This window comes from Luteimonas cucumeris (assembly GCF_007830035.1).
Taxonomy (GTDB): domain Bacteria; phylum Pseudomonadota; class Gammaproteobacteria; order Xanthomonadales; family Xanthomonadaceae; genus Luteimonas_C; species Luteimonas_C cucumeris.
Genome location: NZ_VLKN01000001.1, coordinates 576,817 through 596,079, shown reverse-complemented (window position 1 = coordinate 596,079; position 19,263 = coordinate 576,817). Strand labels below are relative to the sequence as shown.

At 65.4% G+C, this 19,263-nt stretch carries 20 protein-coding genes; 14 read left to right on the top strand and 6 right to left on the bottom strand.

All coding sequences use genetic code 11. From position 1 onward, the window contains the following. Nucleotides 1-53 precede the first annotated feature (53 nt). The 9 genes from thiS (at nucleotide 54) to IP90_RS02660 (ending at nucleotide 7,884) form a co-directional block, all read left to right on the top strand. Nucleotides 54-257 (top strand): sulfur carrier protein ThiS, encoded by a 204-nt coding sequence (thiS, locus tag IP90_RS02705; protein WP_144898174.1) that lies wholly within the window; start codon nucleotides 54-56, stop codon nucleotides 255-257. 697 nt (nucleotides 258-954) lie between these two features. Next, nucleotides 955-1,749 carry a thiazole synthase gene (locus IP90_RS02700; RefSeq protein ID WP_144898062.1) on the top strand — a complete coding sequence of 265 codons (795 nt, stop codon included), beginning with the start codon at nucleotides 955-957 and terminating at the stop codon, nucleotides 1,747-1,749. A 19-nt stretch (nucleotides 1,750-1,768) separates the two neighbouring features. After that, the gene (gene trmB, locus IP90_RS02695; protein ID WP_144898061.1) at nucleotides 1,769-2,500 is read left to right on the top strand and encodes a tRNA (guanosine(46)-N7)-methyltransferase TrmB; all 732 of its coding nucleotides are present in this window, start codon (nucleotides 1,769-1,771) and stop codon (nucleotides 2,498-2,500) included. A gap of 134 nt (nucleotides 2,501-2,634) precedes the next feature. Beyond that, nucleotides 2,635-4,482, top strand: coding sequence for an SLC13 family permease (locus IP90_RS02690; protein WP_144898060.1), 1,848 nt, complete (start codon nucleotides 2,635-2,637; stop codon nucleotides 4,480-4,482). A gap of 112 nt (nucleotides 4,483-4,594) precedes the next feature. Then, entirely contained in the window at nucleotides 4,595-5,107 is a 513-nt protein-coding gene (locus tag IP90_RS02685) for a hypothetical protein (protein ID WP_144898059.1), read from the top strand. A 528-nt stretch (nucleotides 5,108-5,635) separates the two neighbouring features. Then, on the top strand, nucleotides 5,636-6,094 hold the full coding sequence (locus IP90_RS02675) for an RNA-binding protein (protein WP_144898057.1): 459 nt from the start codon (nucleotides 5,636-5,638) through the stop codon (nucleotides 6,092-6,094). Nucleotides 6,095-6,155: 61 nt separating this feature from the next. Next, a complete protein-coding gene (locus tag IP90_RS02670; protein WP_144898056.1) occupies nucleotides 6,156-6,953 on the top strand; it encodes an AadA family aminoglycoside 3''-O-nucleotidyltransferase in 798 nt (265 codons plus the stop codon). Between the two features lie 64 nt (nucleotides 6,954-7,017). Beyond that, nucleotides 7,018-7,365: a hypothetical protein gene (locus IP90_RS02665; protein ID WP_144898055.1), complete on the top strand. Its 348-nt coding sequence runs from the start codon at nucleotides 7,018-7,020 to the stop codon at nucleotides 7,363-7,365. Between the two features lie 66 nt (nucleotides 7,366-7,431). Further along, nucleotides 7,432-7,884: a hypothetical protein gene (locus tag IP90_RS02660; RefSeq protein ID WP_144898054.1), complete on the top strand. Its 453-nt coding sequence runs from the start codon at nucleotides 7,432-7,434 to the stop codon at nucleotides 7,882-7,884. Nucleotides 7,885-7,901: 17 nt separating this feature from the next. On the opposite strand, the gene IP90_RS02655 is transcribed toward IP90_RS02660, so the two are convergent. Continuing rightward, entirely contained in the window at nucleotides 7,902-8,243 is a 342-nt protein-coding gene (locus tag IP90_RS02655) for a Rieske (2Fe-2S) protein (RefSeq protein ID WP_144898053.1), read from the bottom strand. 70 nt (nucleotides 8,244-8,313) lie between these two features. Between IP90_RS02655 and IP90_RS02650 the strand changes: the two genes are divergently transcribed. The 4 genes from IP90_RS02650 (at nucleotide 8,314) to IP90_RS02635 (ending at nucleotide 11,338) form a co-directional block, all read left to right on the top strand. Further along, entirely contained in the window at nucleotides 8,314-8,592 is a 279-nt protein-coding gene (locus IP90_RS02650; protein WP_425477052.1) for a hypothetical protein, read from the top strand. Between the two features lie 7 nt (nucleotides 8,593-8,599). After that, nucleotides 8,600-9,325, top strand: a complete 726-nt coding sequence (locus IP90_RS02645) for a fumarylacetoacetate hydrolase family protein (RefSeq protein ID WP_144898052.1) — start codon at nucleotides 8,600-8,602, stop codon at nucleotides 9,323-9,325. A 41-nt stretch (nucleotides 9,326-9,366) separates the two neighbouring features. Beyond that, a complete protein-coding gene (mscL, locus tag IP90_RS02640; protein WP_144898051.1) occupies nucleotides 9,367-9,771 on the top strand; it encodes a large-conductance mechanosensitive channel protein MscL in 405 nt (134 codons plus the stop codon). 154 nt (nucleotides 9,772-9,925) lie between these two features. Beyond that, the gene (locus IP90_RS02635; protein WP_144898050.1) at nucleotides 9,926-11,338 is read left to right on the top strand and encodes a M28 family peptidase; all 1,413 of its coding nucleotides are present in this window, start codon (nucleotides 9,926-9,928) and stop codon (nucleotides 11,336-11,338) included. A gap of 92 nt (nucleotides 11,339-11,430) precedes the next feature. On the opposite strand, the gene IP90_RS02630 is transcribed toward IP90_RS02635, so the two are convergent. From IP90_RS02630 to IP90_RS02610, 5 genes are all read right to left on the bottom strand, one after another. After that, nucleotides 11,431-12,291, bottom strand: coding sequence for a class I SAM-dependent methyltransferase (locus tag IP90_RS02630; RefSeq protein ID WP_158635250.1), 861 nt, complete (start codon nucleotides 12,289-12,291; stop codon nucleotides 11,431-11,433). Continuing rightward, a complete protein-coding gene (locus IP90_RS02625; protein ID WP_199753371.1) occupies nucleotides 12,288-13,127 on the bottom strand; it encodes a TrmH family RNA methyltransferase in 840 nt (279 codons plus the stop codon). Before IP90_RS02625 ends, IP90_RS02630 begins: the two co-directional genes overlap by 4 nt. 3 nt (nucleotides 13,128-13,130) lie before the next feature. Continuing rightward, nucleotides 13,131-13,664, bottom strand: a complete 534-nt coding sequence (locus IP90_RS02620; RefSeq protein ID WP_242007454.1) for a GNAT family N-acetyltransferase — start codon at nucleotides 13,662-13,664, stop codon at nucleotides 13,131-13,133. Nucleotides 13,665-13,707: 43 nt separating this feature from the next. Continuing rightward, complete coding sequence (locus tag IP90_RS02615) at nucleotides 13,708-16,833, bottom strand: efflux RND transporter permease subunit (RefSeq protein ID WP_144898046.1); 3,126 nt, start codon at nucleotides 16,831-16,833, stop codon at nucleotides 13,708-13,710. 63 nt (nucleotides 16,834-16,896) lie between these two features. Next, the gene (locus IP90_RS02610; protein WP_144898045.1) at nucleotides 16,897-17,994 is read right to left on the bottom strand and encodes an efflux RND transporter periplasmic adaptor subunit; all 1,098 of its coding nucleotides are present in this window, start codon (nucleotides 17,992-17,994) and stop codon (nucleotides 16,897-16,899) included. A gap of 289 nt (nucleotides 17,995-18,283) precedes the next feature. Here IP90_RS02610 and cysK point away from each other — a divergent pair, with 289 nt between their 5' ends. Further along, entirely contained in the window at nucleotides 18,284-19,237 is a 954-nt protein-coding gene (cysK, locus tag IP90_RS02605) for a cysteine synthase A (RefSeq protein ID WP_144898044.1), read from the top strand. The last annotated feature ends 26 nt before the right edge of the window (nucleotides 19,238-19,263 follow it).

Genomic DNA, 19,263 nt, shown 5'->3' with positions numbered 1-19,263 from the left:
TGGCCGGCCGCAAACACCGCGCGGATCCGCGCACGACGCGCGACAATGGCGGCATGGACATCTACTTGAATGGCGACGTCGTGTCGCTGTCGGACAGCACCCGCACCATCACCGCACTGCTGCTGGAACAGGACCTGGGCGAACGCCGCGTCGCGGTCGAGGTCAATGGCGAGATCGTGCCGCGCGGGCGCCACGGCGAACACCGCCTGCAGCCCGGCGACAGGGTCGAGATCGTGCACGCGCTTGGCGGCGGTTGAGCCATTCGCAGGCTCTGCAGGTCCGGCGCGCATCCCTATCACGCTGCGCCATCCCGCCCAGGCATGCCACTTCGGCCCGCGCTGCAGGCCTGGCGTTCGTCAGCCGCAGGAGCTGGCAGCGCTTCGTGCGGGCCCGCGAAGGTCCACGAGTTCGACTTTTTGCCCCGGCCGAGAGGGTGGATCGCCTCTCGCACGAGACTTTTTGTCCCGGCCGAAGGGGTGGGTTGCCCCTCGCACGGGACTTTTTGCCCCGACCGAGAGGGTGGTTCGCCCCTCGCACGAGACTTTTTGCCCCGATCGAGAGGGTGGGTCGCCCCTCGCGCGAGACTTTTTGTCCCGGCCGAGGGGGTCGACAGCTCCTTCCGAGGGACTTCTTCGCCGGCGGCATGCGGCGTGGCGCCTCCGCCCGATCCGGCAGGCGCACGCGTGGCGCGTCGTTCTCCGTGGGATAGCTTCGCAACGAAAAGGAACGACAGCCGTGCTGGCGGCACTGCCAACCAGGCGACCTTCCACCTCACATCGCGCGTCGACGGCTCAAGCCGATGCACGTGCCGCATCCATCGCCGGCAGGCATCGGATTCACTGCCGGCAGGTCCTGCAGCCACGGGCATCCCGAGGATGACTGCGCGGTGATCGCGCGGGCGGACGCAGCCGCGCGATGCATCACAAACACGACGCCATCCGACATAATCCGTGAATGAATGATTTAGCCTCATCCGATCCGCTGGTGATCGCCGGAAAGACCTATCGCTCGCGCCTGCTCACCGGCACCGGCAAGTTCAAGGATCTCGACGAAACGCGCCGCGCCACCGATGCCGCCGGCGCGCAGATCGTCACCGTTGCGATCCGTCGCACCAACATTGGCCAGAATCCCGGCGAGCCGAACCTGCTCGACGTGTTGCCGCCGGACAAGTACACGATCCTGCCCAACACCGCCGGCTGCTACACCGCCGAGGACGCGGTGCGCACCTGCCGGCTGGCGCGCGAACTGCTCGACGGCCACAACCTCACCAAACTCGAGGTGCTGGGCGACCAGAAGACGCTGTTCCCGGACGTGGTGCAGACGCTGAAGGCAGCCGAACAGCTGGTCGCCGACGGCTTCGAGGTGATGGTCTACACAAGCGACGATCCGATCCTGGCCAAGCGCCTGGAAGAGATCGGCTGCGTCGCGGTGATGCCGCTGGCCGCGCCGATCGGCTCGGGCCTGGGCATCCAGAACAAGTGGAACCTGGTCGAGATCATCGAGAACGCGAAGGTGCCGATCATCGTCGACGCCGGCGTCGGCACCGCATCGGACGCCGCGATCGCGATGGAACTGGGCTGCGACGGCGTGCTGATGAACACCGCCATCGCCGGCGCGCGCGATCCGGTGCTGATGGCGCAGGCGATGAAACTGGCGGTCGAAGCAGGACGCGCCGCGTTCCGCGCCGGACGCATTCCGCGCAAGCGCTACGCCAGCGCCTCGTCGCCGCTCGACGGCCTGATCGGTTGAGGGCGACGAACCCACCTCCATGATCGAGTCGCTGCAAAAGAAGCCGTACACGCAACAGGAAGGCCGCCGCAACGTGCGCAGCTTCGTGCTGCGTCAGGGCCGCTTCACCCCGGCACAGCAGCGCGCCTTCGATGAGTTGTGGCCGCGCTTCGGCCTGGACTACATACCGCCGGAAAACCGCGGCACGCCCCGCGATTTCGACGCCGTGTTCGGGCGCCATGCGCCGCGCGTGCTGGAAATAGGCTTCGGCAATGGCGAAGCGCTGCGCTTCGCCGCTGGCCACGATCCGACGCGCGACTACATCGGCATCGAAGTGCACGCGCCCGGCGTGGGCCGCCTGCTGAACGCACTGGCCGAGGACGGCAGCGACCACGTCCGCCTCTACCACCACGACGCCGTCGAAGTGCTCGACAACGACATCGCCGACGGATCGCTCGACGAAGTCCGCATCTACTTCCCCGATCCCTGGCACAAGAAGCGCCACAACAAGCGCCGCCTGCTGCAGCCGGGATTCGCCGCGCTGCTGGCGCGCAAGCTGGCAGTCGGCGGCCGCTTGCACCTGGCGACCGATTGGCAGGACTATGCCGAGCAGATGTGGGACGTGCTCGATGCCACTGTTGGACTGCGCAACCAGGCCGGAGCACGCGGACACGTGGCGCGGCCGCCGTGGCGACCGCAGACGCATTTCGAATCGCGCGGCCAGCGACTGGGCCATGAAGTGTTCGACCTGCTGTATGAGCGGATCGACTGAACCGTGGAGACAAGTGGGGACATGGATTCCGGTACGACGCAGAAGGCTGATGGCCCAGGGCTGAGAAGCCGCAGCGTCCACGCCGGTCCGGCCCGCTTCCCGTCCTCCAACTTCCATACTCAGCCCTGAGCCGCATGGAAAGCGCCCTCACCCTCACCTCCGACATGAAGCTCGTGCTCGGGCTGGTCGGTCTGACGATGGCGCTGTTCCTGTTCGACCGCATCCGCGCCGACGTGGTCGCGCTGGTGGTGCTGGTGCTGCTCGGCCTGACAGGCCTGGTCGCGCCGGAAGACCTGTTCGGCGGCTTCTCCGGCGGCGCGGTGATGAGCGTCATCTCGACGATGATCCTCGGCGCGGGCCTGGAACGCACCGGTGCGCTGAACCGGCTTGCCGCCTGGCTGCTGCGCCGCGCGCGCGGCGCCGAACAGCGACTGCTGCTGCTGACCACCGCGGTGGCCGGCCTCAATTCCTCGATCATGCAGAACCCGTCGGTGATGGCGCTGTACCTGCCGGTCGCCTCGCGGCTGAGCTCGCGCACCGGCCTGTCGCTGTCGCGGCTGCTGCTGCCGATCGCCGCGGCGATCATCATGGGCGGCTCGCTGACCATGGTCGGCAACTCGCCGCTGATCCTGCTCAACGATCTGCTGGTTTCGGCCAACAGCAACCTGCCGTCCGGTGCAGCCACGCTGGAACCGCTGCGCATGTTCGCGCCGCTGCCGATCGGCCTGGCGTTGCTCGGCGCATCGCTGCTGTATTTCCGTTATTTCGGCGACAAGCGGCTGCGCGACGAAGGCGACGGCGGCGTGACGCCGGCGCGCACCGAAAGCTATTTCGCGCGCGCCTACGGCATCGAAGGCGACGTGTTCGAACTCACCGTCAGCGCCGACAGCCCGCTGGTCGGCATGTCGCTGGGCGAGGCCGAAGCCCTGCACGACGCGCCGCTGCTGTTGGCACTGAAGACCGGCAACGAATCGCGGCTGGCGCCACCGGCGGACGCGCGCATCTGGGTCGGCAGCGTGATCGGCGCGATGGGCCCGCGCCAGCAAGTCGCCGATTTCGCGCAGAACCAGTTCCTGCGCATGAGCACGCGGCTGCGCGAGTTCCGCGACCTGTTCAACCCCAGCCGCGCCGGTATTTCCGAAGCGGTGGTGCCACCGACCTCGAAGTTCATCGGCAAGACCTCGGCGGACCTGCAGCTGCGCAAGAAGCACGGCATCAGCCTGCTGGCGGTCAACCGCGACAAGGAAGTGCTGCGCGACAACGTGCGCCAGCTGCCACTGCGCGCCGGCGACATGCTGGTGCTGCACAGCATCTGGCAGGACCTCGGGCAGGCGGCGTCCGACAAGGACTTCGTGGTCGTCACCGACTATCCGAAGGGCGAGCAGCGCCCGCACAAGTTCAAGATCGCGATGTCGATCTTCGCCATCACCATGCTGCTGGCGCTGAGCTCGCGCATCCCGGTGTCGATCGCGCTGATGACCGGCGTGGCCGGCATGCTGATCGCCGGCGTGCTGAACATGGACGAGGCCTACGGCGCGATCAACTGGAAGACCGTGTTCCTGATGGCCTGCCTGATCCCGCTGGGCTGGGCGATGGACTCCAGCGGCGCCGCGGCCTGGGTCGCAGGGCACACCCTCGCCCGATTGCCCGAAGGCATGCCGGTATGGGCGATCGAACTGGCCGTGGCGATATTGACCACGCTGTTCTCGCTGGTGATCAGCCACGTCGGCGCGACCATCGTGATGGTGCCGATGGCGGTCAACCTCGCGCTCGCCGCAGGCGGCAACCCGACCGCATTCGCGCTGATCGTGGCGCTGTCTGCTTCCAACAACTTCATGACCGCGTCCAATCCGGTGATGTCGATGATCACCGGCCCCGCCGGCTACACCTCGAAGGACCTGTGGCGCGTCGGCGGCCCGCTGTCGCTGGTCTACACGATGATCGCGGTGCTGGCGGTCAACATCATGTTCTGGGGGAAGTGAGCGGGTGGGATCCCTGTATTTCGAGTGTCCTTCCCTCTTGTCGAAGCGGCAGGTTATGTAGGTCTATTTATTAGGGGTCCACTGAGCGTTAGCTGCCATGACAGACTCGTCCGTGATCAAGCAACTAGAAGCAGCGGAGCGGCTACAGTCGCAGTTCCGCTACTATTTTGTGGCGCTCGTATTCACGCTGCTTGCCGCGTCAATCCAAACTGCAAAATTCGACTCAAGCAGCGTCCGGACCATTTCGGAGCTGGCTGGCTGGGCGTTATTCGCTGTCTCCGGTTTTGTCGCACTCTCATACTTGGAGTGGGAGCCTCTGATCCGGGAGCAACTTGCACACCGCGATAGCTTCTCGCAGCAAGTGGATGAGGCTAAAGCCGCGAAACTTCGAGGCGTTAGTGAAATTCACGTGCTTTCCTCGGGAGGCATGCAGAGCCTTGACGATCGCATCTCCAACCTAGAGGACTCAGTGCGCAAGCTTTCCGACGCAGCTGATAAGCGCCTAGGCGTCGCGGGCGTTAAATATGAAATGTGGCGGTGGTCTTTTGTTCTCGCCCTAGTGGCAATATTGATCGCCCGTGGCGGGGCCGCACTAGTTGGCGTTTTTGGTTACCAGTTGCTCTAGCTGGCAGCTAACAATTCATTCAAACCGAAGCCGCTTCGCGGCTCAACTTAATTCAGGCGTTCGGCCGCACACATGCACAGTCTCTACCCGATAGCGGATGACTTTGAGGCGACCATCCGGATTCTCTCGGAGTCAGAGGGTGGCCGTAGGACTCCGCCTTTCAACGGCATACGCTGGGATTTCTCCTACGCTGCAGACAGCTCCCTCGACCAGATGTACATGATCTGGCCCGACTTCTATGGCCCCGACGGAGATAGCTTGCTTAAAGACTTCCCACTGCCGCTGGGCGTAGATCTTCCAGCGCGAATGACCGTAGTCGTTGATGAGATGCGAGAGCAAACCCACCGCGCTCGCATCAAGCCCGGAGTAGAGTTCTATTGCCACGAGGGCCCGAAGAGAGTGGCAGTTGGCCGTGTTACACGTATCACCGGGCTACACAATCCACGCGCAACTGCGGCCTAACAACTTCTTCAAGCCGAAGCCGCTTCGCGGCTCGGCATAATTCAGGCGTTATACCGGGGAGGTCGCATGCGCCGCGTCTTGTTAACTCTGATTGCGCTGATCCCGGCTATTGCCATCACTGGCTTCCCGTACGAGGCAACTCTGGAAGATATGGCCCAACAGGCCGACCATGTCCTTGTCGGCCGCGTCGTAGGAGTAGACATGGTTAATGATCAGGGCAATCCGGTAGCAGATCCAAAGGCCCGCACCGGCCCTGGTTTGGACAACACGATTAGGCTGCGTATCCGGGTTGACCATGTTCTTGTGACAAATGCCTCAAAGGTTCCTGACGTAATTCCGGTTCCGCTGGCTTCTCATCTCCACTATACCCTCGGTCAGATTCAGGAGGCCCATGCCGATGACACGGAGGTACGGTTGGTACTGCTTAAAGGACCAGGCTTCATTGGTATCAAGCCGGGTGTGTTCCTCAGGCCACTCTCAGACAAGGAACAGGCGCTACGGTTGCACGCGGCTTCGCATCCCTAGCCCGGTCTAACAATTCATTCAAGCCAACCCGCTTCGCGGTCGCCTAACTCAAGTCAAACACATGAGTGACACGGTCCCTGCCGAAATTTCGGTGCAACTGTCACAAGCGCTCGACGTCATCGAGCGTCATCTGGAATCGACGCTGCTGGCCGTCCATCTGTACGGCTCCGCACTGGATGGTGGACTGAAGCCGCACAGTGATATCGATTTGCTGGTCACCGTGGCCGCACGGCTCGATGAGGCTGTGCGGCGAGCTCTGCTCGTTGATCTTCTGGAGGTTTCGGCCCCTCATGGCGAAAGCAGGGTTCTCCGCGCCCTGGAAGTTACGGTCGTTGTGCGCAGTGATGTCGTCCCTTGGCGTTATCCGGCCAGACGGGAGCTGCAATTCGGAGAGTGGCAGCGCAAGGATATTCTTGCCGGCATCTTCGAACCTGCCACCGCCGATATGGACCTGGCAATCCTGCTGACGAAAGCAAGGCGGCATAGCATCGCCTTGGCAGGCTCAGCGGCAGAAGATTGCTTCGACCCGGTTCCGGAAAGCGATCTGCTCAAGGCGCTGACCGACACCTTGGACCTATGGAATTCGCCGCCGGATTGGGCGGGCGATGAGCGCAATGTAGTGCTCACCTTGTCTCGTATCTGGTACAGCACGGAAACCTGCAAGGTCGCATCCAAGGATGCGGCTGCCTGCTGGGCCCTGGAACGTTTGCCAGCTCAACATCAGTCCGTACTGCTTGAAGCCCGGCAGGCATATCTTGGGCAAGGAAAAGATTGCTTGGCGTCACGCACGGATCAGCTGGAAGCATTCGTCCACTTCGTGAAAGATGAAGCCACCAAATTGCTTGATGCCCGCCCATGATGTCTTGCAGGCCATTCAAGCCAACGCCGCTTCGTGGCGCGGCTAGCTCAAACATTAGGGCGCTATGACAACGACATTACTACTCTTGGTACTCCCCATCGGCTTCTTCGTATTGGCGCTTCTCTTTATCGTCGCCGTATGGACAGCCCCGCGACGTGCCAAATGGCTCGGTCTTGCAACCATCGCCGCCGCAGCACCGTTCTTCTTCTGGCTTGGCGCCTTTTCTGAGCAGTTTGGTGCTGGCCAGTGCTACTCCAATGCTATCGGCATGATTGCCAATGCTGTTGAGCAGACTGATTCCCCATCTGATCTTGCTGAGAAATTGCGGGCTTTGCCATTGCACGGCTATGAGACATCTTGCCCGCAAGTAGAAGCTGCGGCTCGTCAACTACCCAACGTGGGCGCGCCTTAACAGCTCATTCAAGCCGAACCGATTCACGAATATCCGCAAACACACCGGCCTACAGGAGTTACCGGCATGAAGCTGCACACATTTCCCGTTTCAATCCTGCTCGCAGCCCTGATCGGCGCGGCCCATACCTACCTGCTTATTCTGGCGTGGGTCTACATCGGCCTGTTCACGCCCTTGCCTGGCTGGCTCATTTCCCATGGCCTCAGGGGCGCCTCCTTCTACGGCGTCCTGTACCCGGCCGACCTGCTCACCAACACGTTGTTGTGCGTGCCTGCCGCGTACCTGCTATGCAGGCTGCGACCCGCCAGGCTTTGGACGTATCTGGCAGTTGCACTGCTACCGGGTTTTCTTTGGCAGTATCGGCTCGTGCTTGCGCAGCCGGCATTGGTCCTGGAGTGGCAGGCGTTGCTGCCGGGTGCGCTCATGGCGCTGCTCCCGCTGCCGTTGACTTCATTGATCATGCGACGCGTCGTTGCCGGGCCGGCCAATCGCCCGATACAGCCTGAGTTGGCTGGATGACAGCAGTGCGCGCAGCGTTATGCCGGCCGGTGCTTGGCTAGCAATACATTGCCGTCGACGATCGACAGTGCGATCGCCTGCAGCGACGAACCACGACACGGTCCGGCGACGCACTCGCCATTCGCCAGTTCGAAGCTCGCACCGTGCGCGGCGCAGACCAGCAGGCCCTCCTTGCTTTTCAGGAACTGGCCCGGCGCCCAGTCCAGTCGCCGGCCGGCGTGCGGGCAGACGTTGAGCCAGGCGCGCACCTGATCGCCATCGCGATGCAGGATCACCGATTCGGCATCGCCGTCGAGCGTGGCCTCGGCCTCCGCGAATCCGCCATCGGCGATGTCGGCGAGTGTGATCAAGTGCTGCATTAACGAACTCCTTACAAATGCACCGATGGCGTGCCCGATACTGTGCCGCGGCCATTCGCCGCATTCTGTCATGACCGTCACGATGCCTGCCTTCCATTTCCACCGCGATTCCCTGCGCTGGGCGTTCTCGCCGCGCAAACCACGCCATCCCCTGCTGCGGATCGCGTTCGGCCTGGTCGGCCTGGCCCTGCTGGTGGTGTTGCTGGTGTTCGGTCTGTTCGTTGGCGCTGCGATGGTGGCCGCCGGCCTGTTGCTGCGCGTGTTCCGCCAGCGCGGCAAGGTGGTCGCCGCCGACCGCAACGTGGTCGAAGGCGAGTACCGCGTCGTCGGCAAGCCACTGCTGCGTTGAGTCGGCCGTGACCGACGCGATTCCCGCGCCGGTTCCCTCGCGCATCCCGGTGCGCGGCGATGGGCACTTTCCGGTGCGCCGCATCTACTGCGTCGGCCGCAACTTCGCCGACCACGCACGCGAGATGGGCGCCGCCGCGCCCGCATCGAAAGCCGAACGCGGCCAGCCGGTCTTCTTTCTCAAGCCTGCCGATGCGATCGTCGTCGATGGCATCGTGCCGTATCCGCATGGCACGCACGACCTGCACCACGAAATCGAGCTGGTGGTCGCGCTGGGCCGCGATGCACCCGCCGGCGTGCTGGACGCGGATGCCGCCGAAACGCTGGTCTTCGCATACGGCGTCGGCCTCGACCTGACCCGGCGCGACCTGCAGGCGGCGGCCAAGGCCAAGGGCCTGCCGTGGGATACCGGCAAGGCCTTCGACCATTCCGCACCGGTCAGCGAACTGGTGCCCGCGCACGATGTCGGCGCGCTCGATGCGCTGACGCTCACACTGCAGATCAATGGTGAAACGCGGCAGCACGGCGCGCTGTCGGACCTGATCTGGGACGTCGGCGATATCCTCCACGAATTGTCGAAGCTGTACGCGCTGCGTGCCGGCGACCTGGTATTCATGGGCACGCCGGCGGGGGTCGGACCCTTGCAGATCGGCGATGCGTTCGTCGCCCGCCTCGACGGCATCGTCGAGCTGCGCGGCGAGATCGCGGTGCCCACGGGCACTGGTGTAGCCTGATTCCGTCGCGACCGGCGGCGTTTGCGGAAAGGAGAAACGCGATGGGCATGATGGGTGAATTCAAGGAATTCGCGATGCGCGGCAACGTCATCGACCTCGCCGTCGGTGTCGTCATCGGCGCATCGTTCGGCAGGATCGTCACCGCGCTCGTGGACCGCATCATCATGCCGCCGATCGGCATGCTCATTGGCGGCGTCGACTTCTCGAAATGGGCGATCACACTCAAGGAAGCGGGCGTGGACGCGGCCGGCAAGGCGATTCCTGCGGTCACGATCGGCATTGGCGAATTCATCAACGCGATCATCCAGTTCGTCATCGTCGCGTTCGCCATCTTCCTGGCCATCAAGGCGATCAACCGGCTCAATCGCAAGCCGCCGGCGACGCCCGCCGCGCCCAGCGAAGAAGTGCTGCTGCTGCGCGAGATCCGCGACAACCTCAAGCGCTGATCCGCGCCCGCCTTCAGCGCGGAGCTGTCCCACTGGCTTCGCGCAGCGGTTGAGCGGGCGCTGCACGATGGACCCGGCGTTGCATGACCACTGGCACAAAGACTCCGGATGACGGGCTGATAAGCTCGCGGCTTTGCCGCGTCCGGAGCCTGCAATGCGTCTTTCGCTGTCGATCACCGCGCTGGCGCTTGCCATCGCCGCCAGTTCCGCCTTCGCTGCAGACAAGCAGACCACCATTCCGCAGACCGCGGTCGCGCAGGTCCCGCAACTGCGCGAGCAGGCGCTGGCCAGCGATCTGGGCTGGAAGATCACCGAATCGCTGACCACCGAGGTCGGTGCACGCCTGCCCGGCACCGAAGCGGATGCGCGCGCAGTCGAATGGGCCGTGGCCAAGTTCAAGGAGCTGGGTTACGACAAGGTCTGGACCGAACCGGTCACGTTCCCGAAATGGGTGCGTCGCAGCGAGTCCGGTGAAGTGCTCGGCGCGCACGCGCAGCATCTGGTGCTGACCGCGCTCGGCGGCAGTCCTGGCGGCACGGTCGAAACCGAAGTCGTGCGCTTCGCCGACCTGGCCGCGCTGCAGGCGGCACCGGAAGGTTCGCTCGCAGGCAAGATCGCGTTCGTCGATTACCAGATGAAGAAAACGCAGGACGGCAGCGATTATCGCCACGGCGGCGGCATCCGTGGCCGCGGCCCGACGGTGGCATCGAGCAAGGGCGCAAGCGCGTTCCTGATGCGATCGGCCGGCACCGCATCGCACCGCGTCGCCCACACCGGTGGTACGCGCTTCGCAGATGGCGTGAAGCCGATTCCCTCCGCTGCGCTGTCGCTGCCCGACGCCGACCAACTAGCGCGACTGGTCAAGCTCGGTCCGACGAAAGTACGCATCGCGCTGGATGTCGGCTTCGACGGCGAATACACCTCGCAGAACGTGATCGGCGAAATCACCGGCAGCAGCAGGCCCGATGAAGTGGTGCTGATCGGCGGCCATCTCGATTCCTGGGATCACGGTACCGGTGCGATCGACGATGCCGCCGGCATCGGCATCACCATGGCCGCGGCAGCGCTGATCAAGCCGCTGAAACCGGCACGCACGCTGCGCGTGGTTGCCTTCGCCAACGAGGAACAGGGCCTGTTCGGTGGTCGCGCCTATGCCGACAAGTATTTCAAGGACGTCGCCAGGCACCACATCGCCGCCGAAAGCGACTTCGGTGCGGGCCGCATCTATGCCTTCGACAGCAGCGCTCCGGCCTACGCGAAGCCGGCCGTCGAGCAGATCGCCAAGGCGCTGGCGCCGCTGGGCATCGAATACACGCCCGGCGAAGGCGGTCCGGAGTCGGACATCGGCCCGCTGGCCGCGCGCGGCATGGCCTGGGGATCGCTGTCGCACGACGGTACCGACTACTTCGACCTGCACCACAACGCCGACGACACGCTCGACAAGATCGATCCGAAGGTGCTGGCGCAGAACGTCGCCGCGTACACCGTGTTCACCTGGCTGGCCGCGCAGAGCGACGGCGATTTCGGCAGCGCGCCGAAGGCTGCGGAACCGCGCGGCGGGGAGTGACGGGATTTTGTCGGGTTGCGCCTGGCTGCGCTGCTCAACATTGTTGTCTGGAAACGGCGGAGCCGGCTCCGCCCTACGGCATCCGACTCAGCTCAACGCCGCGCGCGCAGCACCCATTGCGGTTCCGGCCAGCCTTGTGCGGGATCGCACAGGCGCCACGCTTCCGCTTCGCTGAAGCCGGCGGCGCGGATGGCATCCAGCAGGTCCCAGCCGAAATGGTGGTAACACAGCACGCCGCCGCCGAGCGGATCGCCGTGGTATTCGGGCGGCTGCAGATGCTCGATGCGCCCCGATGCATCGATTCGCGCCAGCGTCGTGGTCTCCGCCGAGTTGGCATAGAACGGTACGGTCAGGACGAGCGCCGCTCCCGGCTTGAGCACGCGCCCCAGTTCGCGCAACGCCGCCGGGTAGTCAGGCACGTGTTCCAGCACTTCCATGCTGAGGACCGCATCGAAGTCGCCGTCACGGAACGACAGCCGCGTGATGTCCTGATGGCGCAGCCCGGGCGCCTGCCCATGACGCAGCAGCCAGGCCGACAGCCGCAGGCGCTGTCGCCATGACGAAATGAATTCGCTGCCGACCGTGCCCGGTACACGCCGACGCAGCTGCAGGCAGAACGGGCTGGCCTGTTCGGTCAGGTAGATCCGGGCCGAGGCGGCGTCGAGCTGGTCGAACAACACCGCCGCCGCGGCCCGCTGGCGCGAGTTGGCGTAGCAAAGACGGCAGCACAGCGATTCGCGGAAACAGCCATTCAGCGCTGTCGCGCCGTCCGCCCAGACGAAATCGGTATGGCGCCCGCACAGGCTGCACTTGCCGGGCATGCGAAGCGGATCGGGCGAGCGGCGCAAGGTCTGCAGCTGCGTCGACTGCGCCTGCCAGCGCTGGCGGGTACCCTCGTCCGCGTGCTGCCACGCCGCATGATCGCGATAGCGTTCGCAGCCGGCAATGCTCATGCGCCGCGACGCGACCATTCCGCCAGCAGCACCGCCGTCGCCGAAGCGACATTGAGGCTCTCGACGGCACCGCTGCCGACGATCGACAGGCGCAGGTCGCAGTCCGCCGCGAGCCCGCGATCCATGCCCTCGCCTTCCGCACCGAGCACATAGACCAGACGACGCGGCAGCTCCGCAGCAAACACATCCTCACCACCAGCGACCACCGTCGCGGCCAATGCGAAGCCGGCCGCATGCAGCTGCGCGATGGCCTCGACGGATTCGCCGAGCTGCACGAACGGCACGGCTTCGGCACCGCCCTCTGCCACGCGCGCCGCCGCGCCGGACAATGCCAGCGACGAATGCTGCGGCAGCAGGATCGCGGCCACGCCGAAATGCGCGGCCGAACGCAGGATCGCGCCAAGGTTATGCGGGTTGCCGACGCCGTCCAACCACAACGCGCAGTGCCGGTCAGACGACAGCGCCTGCAGCCAGGTCAGCAACGACTGCGCAGGTTCGCGCAGCACGTCGGCGACCACGCCTTCGTGATGCGAACTGGCGGCCAGCTTCTGCAGGTCGGCATCCTCGACCACGCGATAGCCGATGCGGTGCACCGCGCACCATTTCAGCAGGGCCTGCAGCTGCGGAATGCGTGCCTCGTTGAGATAGACCTTGCGGATTGCTTCGGGCCGCCGTGCGAACACCGCGCGCACGGCGTTGAGTCCATACAGGCGCAATTCGCGCTTGTGGTCGGCGTGCATCGATGCATTGGAATCGGTCGGCCGCTCGCGATGCGCACGCTCCGGCCTGCTGCGTGACGGATGTCGATCCCAGGGAGATGGAGGCTTGGTACCCATGGTCTATTCGCTCCGCAACCGGGCGAACAGGTGCAGGTCGTGGTATCGATCGCGCTTGCGGATCGCCTGCCGCTGCACGCCTTCGGTGGCGAAGCCATTCTTCGACAACACGCGCGCCGAAGCGGTATTGAAATCCAGCACGCCGGCCTGCAGCCGATGCAGGTGCAGTTCCCGCATCAGCCAGGGCACAAATGCGGCCACGACGCGGGTCATATGACCGCGCCTCCAGAACGCACGCCCGAGCCAGTAACCCAGTTCGGCGGAATGCCCGCGCTCGTTCTGTCCCGGACGCGCGCCAATGCCACCGCAGGCTTCGCCAGCGATCTCGATAGCGAATACCGGATCGCTGAAATCGACCACGTCGCCAGCCAGGAACGCCTCGCCATCGGCACGCGTGTAAGGCGACGGAAAACGCTCGCTGAGACCGCGCGCGACCTGCTCGTCGTCGGCGTGCCGCAGCAGCGCGTGCAGATCCTCCTGGCGCCAGGTGCGCAGGCGCAGGCCGCCGCCAATGTCGATCGCATCCACCCGGTTCACGCTGCGACTCCGTCCAGTCCGCGGACAGGATACGCGAGCCCGGTCAGGCGTGGCCGCCAGCCTGCGGCGTCTGCGATTCCAGCTTCTCCAGTTCGTTGGATACCGCATGCGGCGATCGCGTGTATTTGGCCAGCAGCACGTAGAACGCCGGCACCACGAACAGCGACAGCAGTGTCGAGAACGACACGCCGAAGATCACCACCACGCCGATCGTGGCGCGGCTGGCCGAACCCGGGCCGCCAGCCAGCACCAGCGGCAGCGCGCCGACCGCGGTGGCGATCGAGGTCATCAGGATCGGACGCAGGCGCACGCCGGCGGATTCGACGATGGCCTGGTGGATGCTGCGGCCTTCGTCGCGCAACTGGTTGGCGAATTCGACGATCAGGATGCCGTTCTTCGCCGCCAGGCCGACCAGCATGACGATGCCGATCTGGCTGAAAAGATTCAGCGTGCCGCCGGTCATCGCCAGACCGATCAGCGCGCCGAGCACGCCCAGCGGCACCGTCAGCATGATCACGAACGGATGGATGAAACTTTCGAACTGCGCCGCCAGCACCAGGTACACCACCAGCAATGCAAGGGTGAACGTCAGCAGCACGGCGCCGCCGGCCTTCTGGTACTCGCGCGACTCGCCCTTCCAGTCGACCTGCGCGTAATCGGGCAGTTCGGTGTCGACCACGTTCTGCAGGAATGTCAGCGCCTCGCCCATGGTGTAGCCCGGTGCCAGGCCGGCGGTGATGGTGATCGCGCGCATGCGGTTGAAGCGGTTGAGGCTGCCAGGCTCGGCCAGCTCGCTCAGCGTGACCAGGTTGGTCAGTGGCACCAGGTCGCCGCTGCGCGTGCGCACCTCGATTGCTGCCAGATCGGCCGGCGCGGCGCGGCCATCGCGGCCAGCCTGTACGATCACGTCGTACTCCTCGCCTTCCTGCACGAACGTGGTGACGCGACGGCTGCCCATCATCGTCTCCAGCGCATGACCGATGTCCGACACGCTGACACCGAGGTCGGCGGCGCGCTGGTGGTCGATCTGCACGCGCATCTGCGGGCGCGTTTCCTTGTAATCGGAATCGACCGAGAACAGGCCCGGATTGGACTCCATGCGCTGCATCAGCGTGTCGCGCCACTTCGCGATTTCGGCGTATTCGGGACCGCCGAGCACGATCTGGATCGGCTGGCCGCGACTGCCGACCAGGCCGCCACCGACACGTGGTTGCGCCTGCACGCCGGTCAGCTTGCCGAGATCGGCGCGCAACGATTCGGCGACTTCGCTGGTGCTGGCATCGCGCTGGTTCCATTCCTGCAGGAACACGATCACGTTGCCGCTGTGCATTTCCTCGCTGGCGCCGAAGCCACCGGGCACGCGCGTGTTGTAGCGGCGGATCGCCTTGTCGTCGCCGCTATGCTGGGCGAAGATCCGTTCGACCTCGCGGATCTGCTCGACGGTGTAGTCGAAACCAGCGCCTTCCGGGCCGACCACGGACACGAAGAACGCGCCGCGATCCTCGGCCGGCGCCAGTTCCGAAGGCACCCAGCGCAGCAGGCCATAGCTCAGCGCCACCGCGCCCAGCATCAGCGCGATGAACAGCCAGTGCCGGTCGACGCTGCGGTCCAGCAGCGAGCGGTAGCGCGCGCTCAACGCATTCAGCCGGCCATTGACCCAGCGGTTGACGCGGTTGATCTTTTCCTCGCGATGCGGGCGTAGCAGCTTGGACGCCATCATCGGCGTCAGCGTCAGCGCGACGAATGCCGACAGCGCCACCGCGCCGGCCAGCGCAACCGACAGTTCGCGGAACAGGCGGCCGGTATTGCCTTCCATGAAGCCGACCGGCAGGAACACCGCCACCAGCACCGTGGTGGTGGCGATCACGGCGAACGCGACCTGCTGGGTGCCGCGGCGCGACGCGACCAGCGGCGGCTCGCCCAGGTCGATGCGGCGCTGGATGTTCTCCACCACCACGATCGCGTCGTCCACCACCAATCCGATCGACAGCACCAGCGCCAGCAAGGTCAGCAGGTTGATCGAATAACCGAACAGGTACAGCGGAATGAACGCGGCGACCAGGCACACCGGCACCGTCAGCGCCGGGATCAGCGCCGCGCGCAGGCTGCCCAGGAACAGCCAGATCACCAGCAGCACCAGCACCACCGATTCGAGCAGCGTCGCGTACACGCGTTCGACCGAGGCCTCGATGAACACCGTGTCGTCGAACGCGACGAAGATGTTGGTGCCTTCCGGCAACGACTTCTGGATTTCCACCGCCGCCGCGCGCGCGGCACGGGTCACGTCCAGCGCATTGGCGGTGGAGGTCTTGATGATGCCCAGGCCGATGTTGGGCGTGCCGTTGCTGCGGTAGTAGGCGCGGCGCTCGGCCGAGGCCAGCTCGACCTTGGCCACGTCGCCCAGCCGCACCACGTAGCCGTCCTCGCCCTTCTTCAGCGGAATGCGCGCGAAATCGGCCGGCTCCTGGTAGCCGCGCGCCACGCGCAGGGTGAAGTCGCGCGCCTCCGATTCGATGCGGCCAGCGGGCAGTTCCACGTTCTCGGCACGCAGCGCGTTCTCGATGTCCAGTGCGGTGACGCCGCGCGCGGCCATCGCCGCGCTGTCCAGCCAGACCCGCATCGCATAGCGCTGGCGGCCGCCGATGCGGACCTGGGCGACGCCATCCAGGCTCGACAGGCGGTCGACCACGTAGCGATCGGCGTAGTCCGACAGCTGCAGCGTGTCCATCGTCGTGGAGCTCATGTTGAGCCACATGATCGTGTCCGAATCGCTGTCGGCCTTTTCGACTTCCGGCGGGTCGGCTTCGTCCGGCATGCGATCGGCGACGCCGCTGATCGCATCGCGCACGTCGTTGGCCGCGGCCTCGATGTCGCGGGTCAGGGTGAATTCCAGCGTCACCGAGGAGCGTCCGTTGACGCTGCGCGACTGGATCATCTCGATGCCTTCGATGCCCGACAGCGCATCCTCCAGCACCTGCGTGACGCGCGTTTCGACCACCGCCGCCGAAGCGCCGGGATAGCTGACGTCCACCGACACGATCGGCGGGTCGATCGCCGGCAACTCGCGCAGGGTCAGGCGCGAGAATGCCATCACGCCGAGCACGATCAGCAGCAGGCTCATCACGGTGGCGAACACCGGGCGACGGATCGACAGATCGGAAAGATTCATGGCGTAGTCCGTGCGTCTGGCGCCGTGGCCGGCGTTGGCGTTGCGTAGCGAGCGTGGCGGAACTCAGCCACCGGCGGCGTCCGTTGCGGCCTTGGTATTCTTCGATTCGGCGCCGGCCGGTGCCGTGGCAGCATCGACGATCTTCGCGCCGACCCGCAGCTTGCCGGTGCCATCGACCACGATCCGGTCGCCCACGGCCAGCCCGCCGGTCACTTCCGCCATGCCCTTGCGGCGACTGCCGATCGTCACGTCGGCACGCTCGACGCTGTTATCGGGCTTGACCCGGTACACGTAGGAACTGTTGCCGACCTGCACGATCGCGATCTCCGGCACCAGCAGTGCCTGCCGCTCCGGGCGCAGCAGCGTGACCTGCAGCAGCATGCCCGGGCGCAGCGCGCGATCGGGATTGTCGAAATCGCCACGGACGTTGACTGCGCGCGTGACCGGATCGATGCGGCTGTCGACGATGCTGACGTTGCCGCTGAACTCACGGCCAGGATAGGCGGCGCTGGTCGCGGTCAGCCGCTGGCCGACGGCCAACTGCGCGAGCATCGCTTCCGGCACCGGGAAGTCGACATGCATGCGTGCGACATCGTCCAGCGTCGCAATCGCGGTGCCGGGCGTGACCAGCGAGCCTGGACTGATCTGACGAATGCCGAGCACGCCGGCGAACGGCGCACGGATCACGCGGTCACCCAGGTCCGCACGCATCTGCGCGACGCGTGCACGGGCGGCATCGCGGATGGCGCGCTGCGTATCCAGCGCGGAACGGGCGATCAGTTGCTGCGCCGCCAGTTCTTCCTGGCGCTTGAGCAGGCGCTCGGCTTCGTTGGCGGTCGCCTCGGCCGCGTTCAGCGCCGCCTGCTGCTGGTTGCCGGTCAGCGTGACCAGCGCGGCGCCCTTTTCGACGACGTCGCCGCTTTCGAAATTCACCGCCTGCACGGTCTCGCTGACCTTGGCCGTGACCGTGATCGATTCGCGCGCCTTGGCCGTGCCCAGCGCCTGGATGGTGTCGCTCCAGGGTTGCTGCCTGACCACGGTGGTGGTGACCGAAACCGGAGCTTCCCCGTTTCCGCGGCCGCCGGTCTCCTTGCCACAGGCAGCCACCGCCCCGCAAAGCGCCAGCGTCAGGACGATATCGAACAAGCGGGGGCTGGGCATCGAGGCAGGCTATCCGGTCAAATCCTGTCGATTTTACCGACAGCATGTGTCGATCACGTATGCCATCGGCCATGGCGTTCTGGGCCGCGTTCCGGTCAACCGCAGCTGCAGCCATGCGTTGGCGGGCACCCGTGCGTTGCATGGCGATCCGGTCGTATGCTCTGGTTCCGCATGGCGCATCCGTCGATACGTGGCCGCGTTCATGCCCGTGATGCGTTGATGCTTTCATCGGCGCGAGCGGCATCCGCCTGGACTTTCCCTCTCCTTCCCCCCCCAGGGAGTCATCAGAATGATCTACGACAGCATCCTCGACACCATCGGCCGCACACCGGTCGTGCGCCTGCAGCGCATCGCACCTTCCGGCGTCGAACTCTATGCAAAGGTGGAATCCTTCAATCCCGGCGGCTCGGTCAAGGACCGCCTGGCGATCGCCATCATCCTGGATGCCGAGGCCAAGGGTCTGCTGAAACCGGGCGATACCGTGGTCGAGGCTACTTCCGGCAACACCGGCGTCGCACTGGCGATGGTGTGTGCGGCGCGAGGTTACAAATTCGTTGCGACGATGTCGGAAACGTTCTCGATCGAACGTCGCAAACTGATGCGCGCCTATGGCGCGAAGGTGATCCTGACACCCGCCGCCGAGCGTGGCAGCGGCATGGTGCGCCGGGCCGAGGAACTGGCGAAGCAGCACGGCTGGTTCCTGGCGCGGCAGTTCGAGAACCCGGCCAATCCCGCCTATCACCGCCAGACCACCGCCACGGAAATCCTGCGCGATTTCGCCGGCCGCCGCCTCGATCATTTCGTCACCGGCTGGGGCACCGGCGGCACGTTGACCGGTGTTGGCGAAGTGCTGAAGGTCGCCCGTCCCGAAGTGAAGGTCACCACCTGCGAACCCGCCGGCGCGTCGCTGTTGGCGGGCAGGGAGTGGCAGCCGCACAAGATCCAGGGCTGGACGCCGGACTTCGTGCCGGCCGTGCTGAACCGCGACGCCGCCGCGCAGATCCTGCCGATCGACGATGTCGTCGCGCGCGACACCGCGCGCCGCCTGGCGCAGGAGGAAGGTCTCTTCGTCGGCATTTCCGCAGGCGCCACTGTTGCCGCGGCACTGCAAGTGGCGAAGTCGGCGAGCGATGGCGAGGTGATCCTGGCGATGCTGCCCGACACCGGCGAACGTTACCTGTCGACGTTCCTGTTCGAGGATGTCAACGAAGGGTCCGACGACGAATGGCTGGCATCGCTGTAGGGTGCGCTCAGGCCCACCATCGCAGT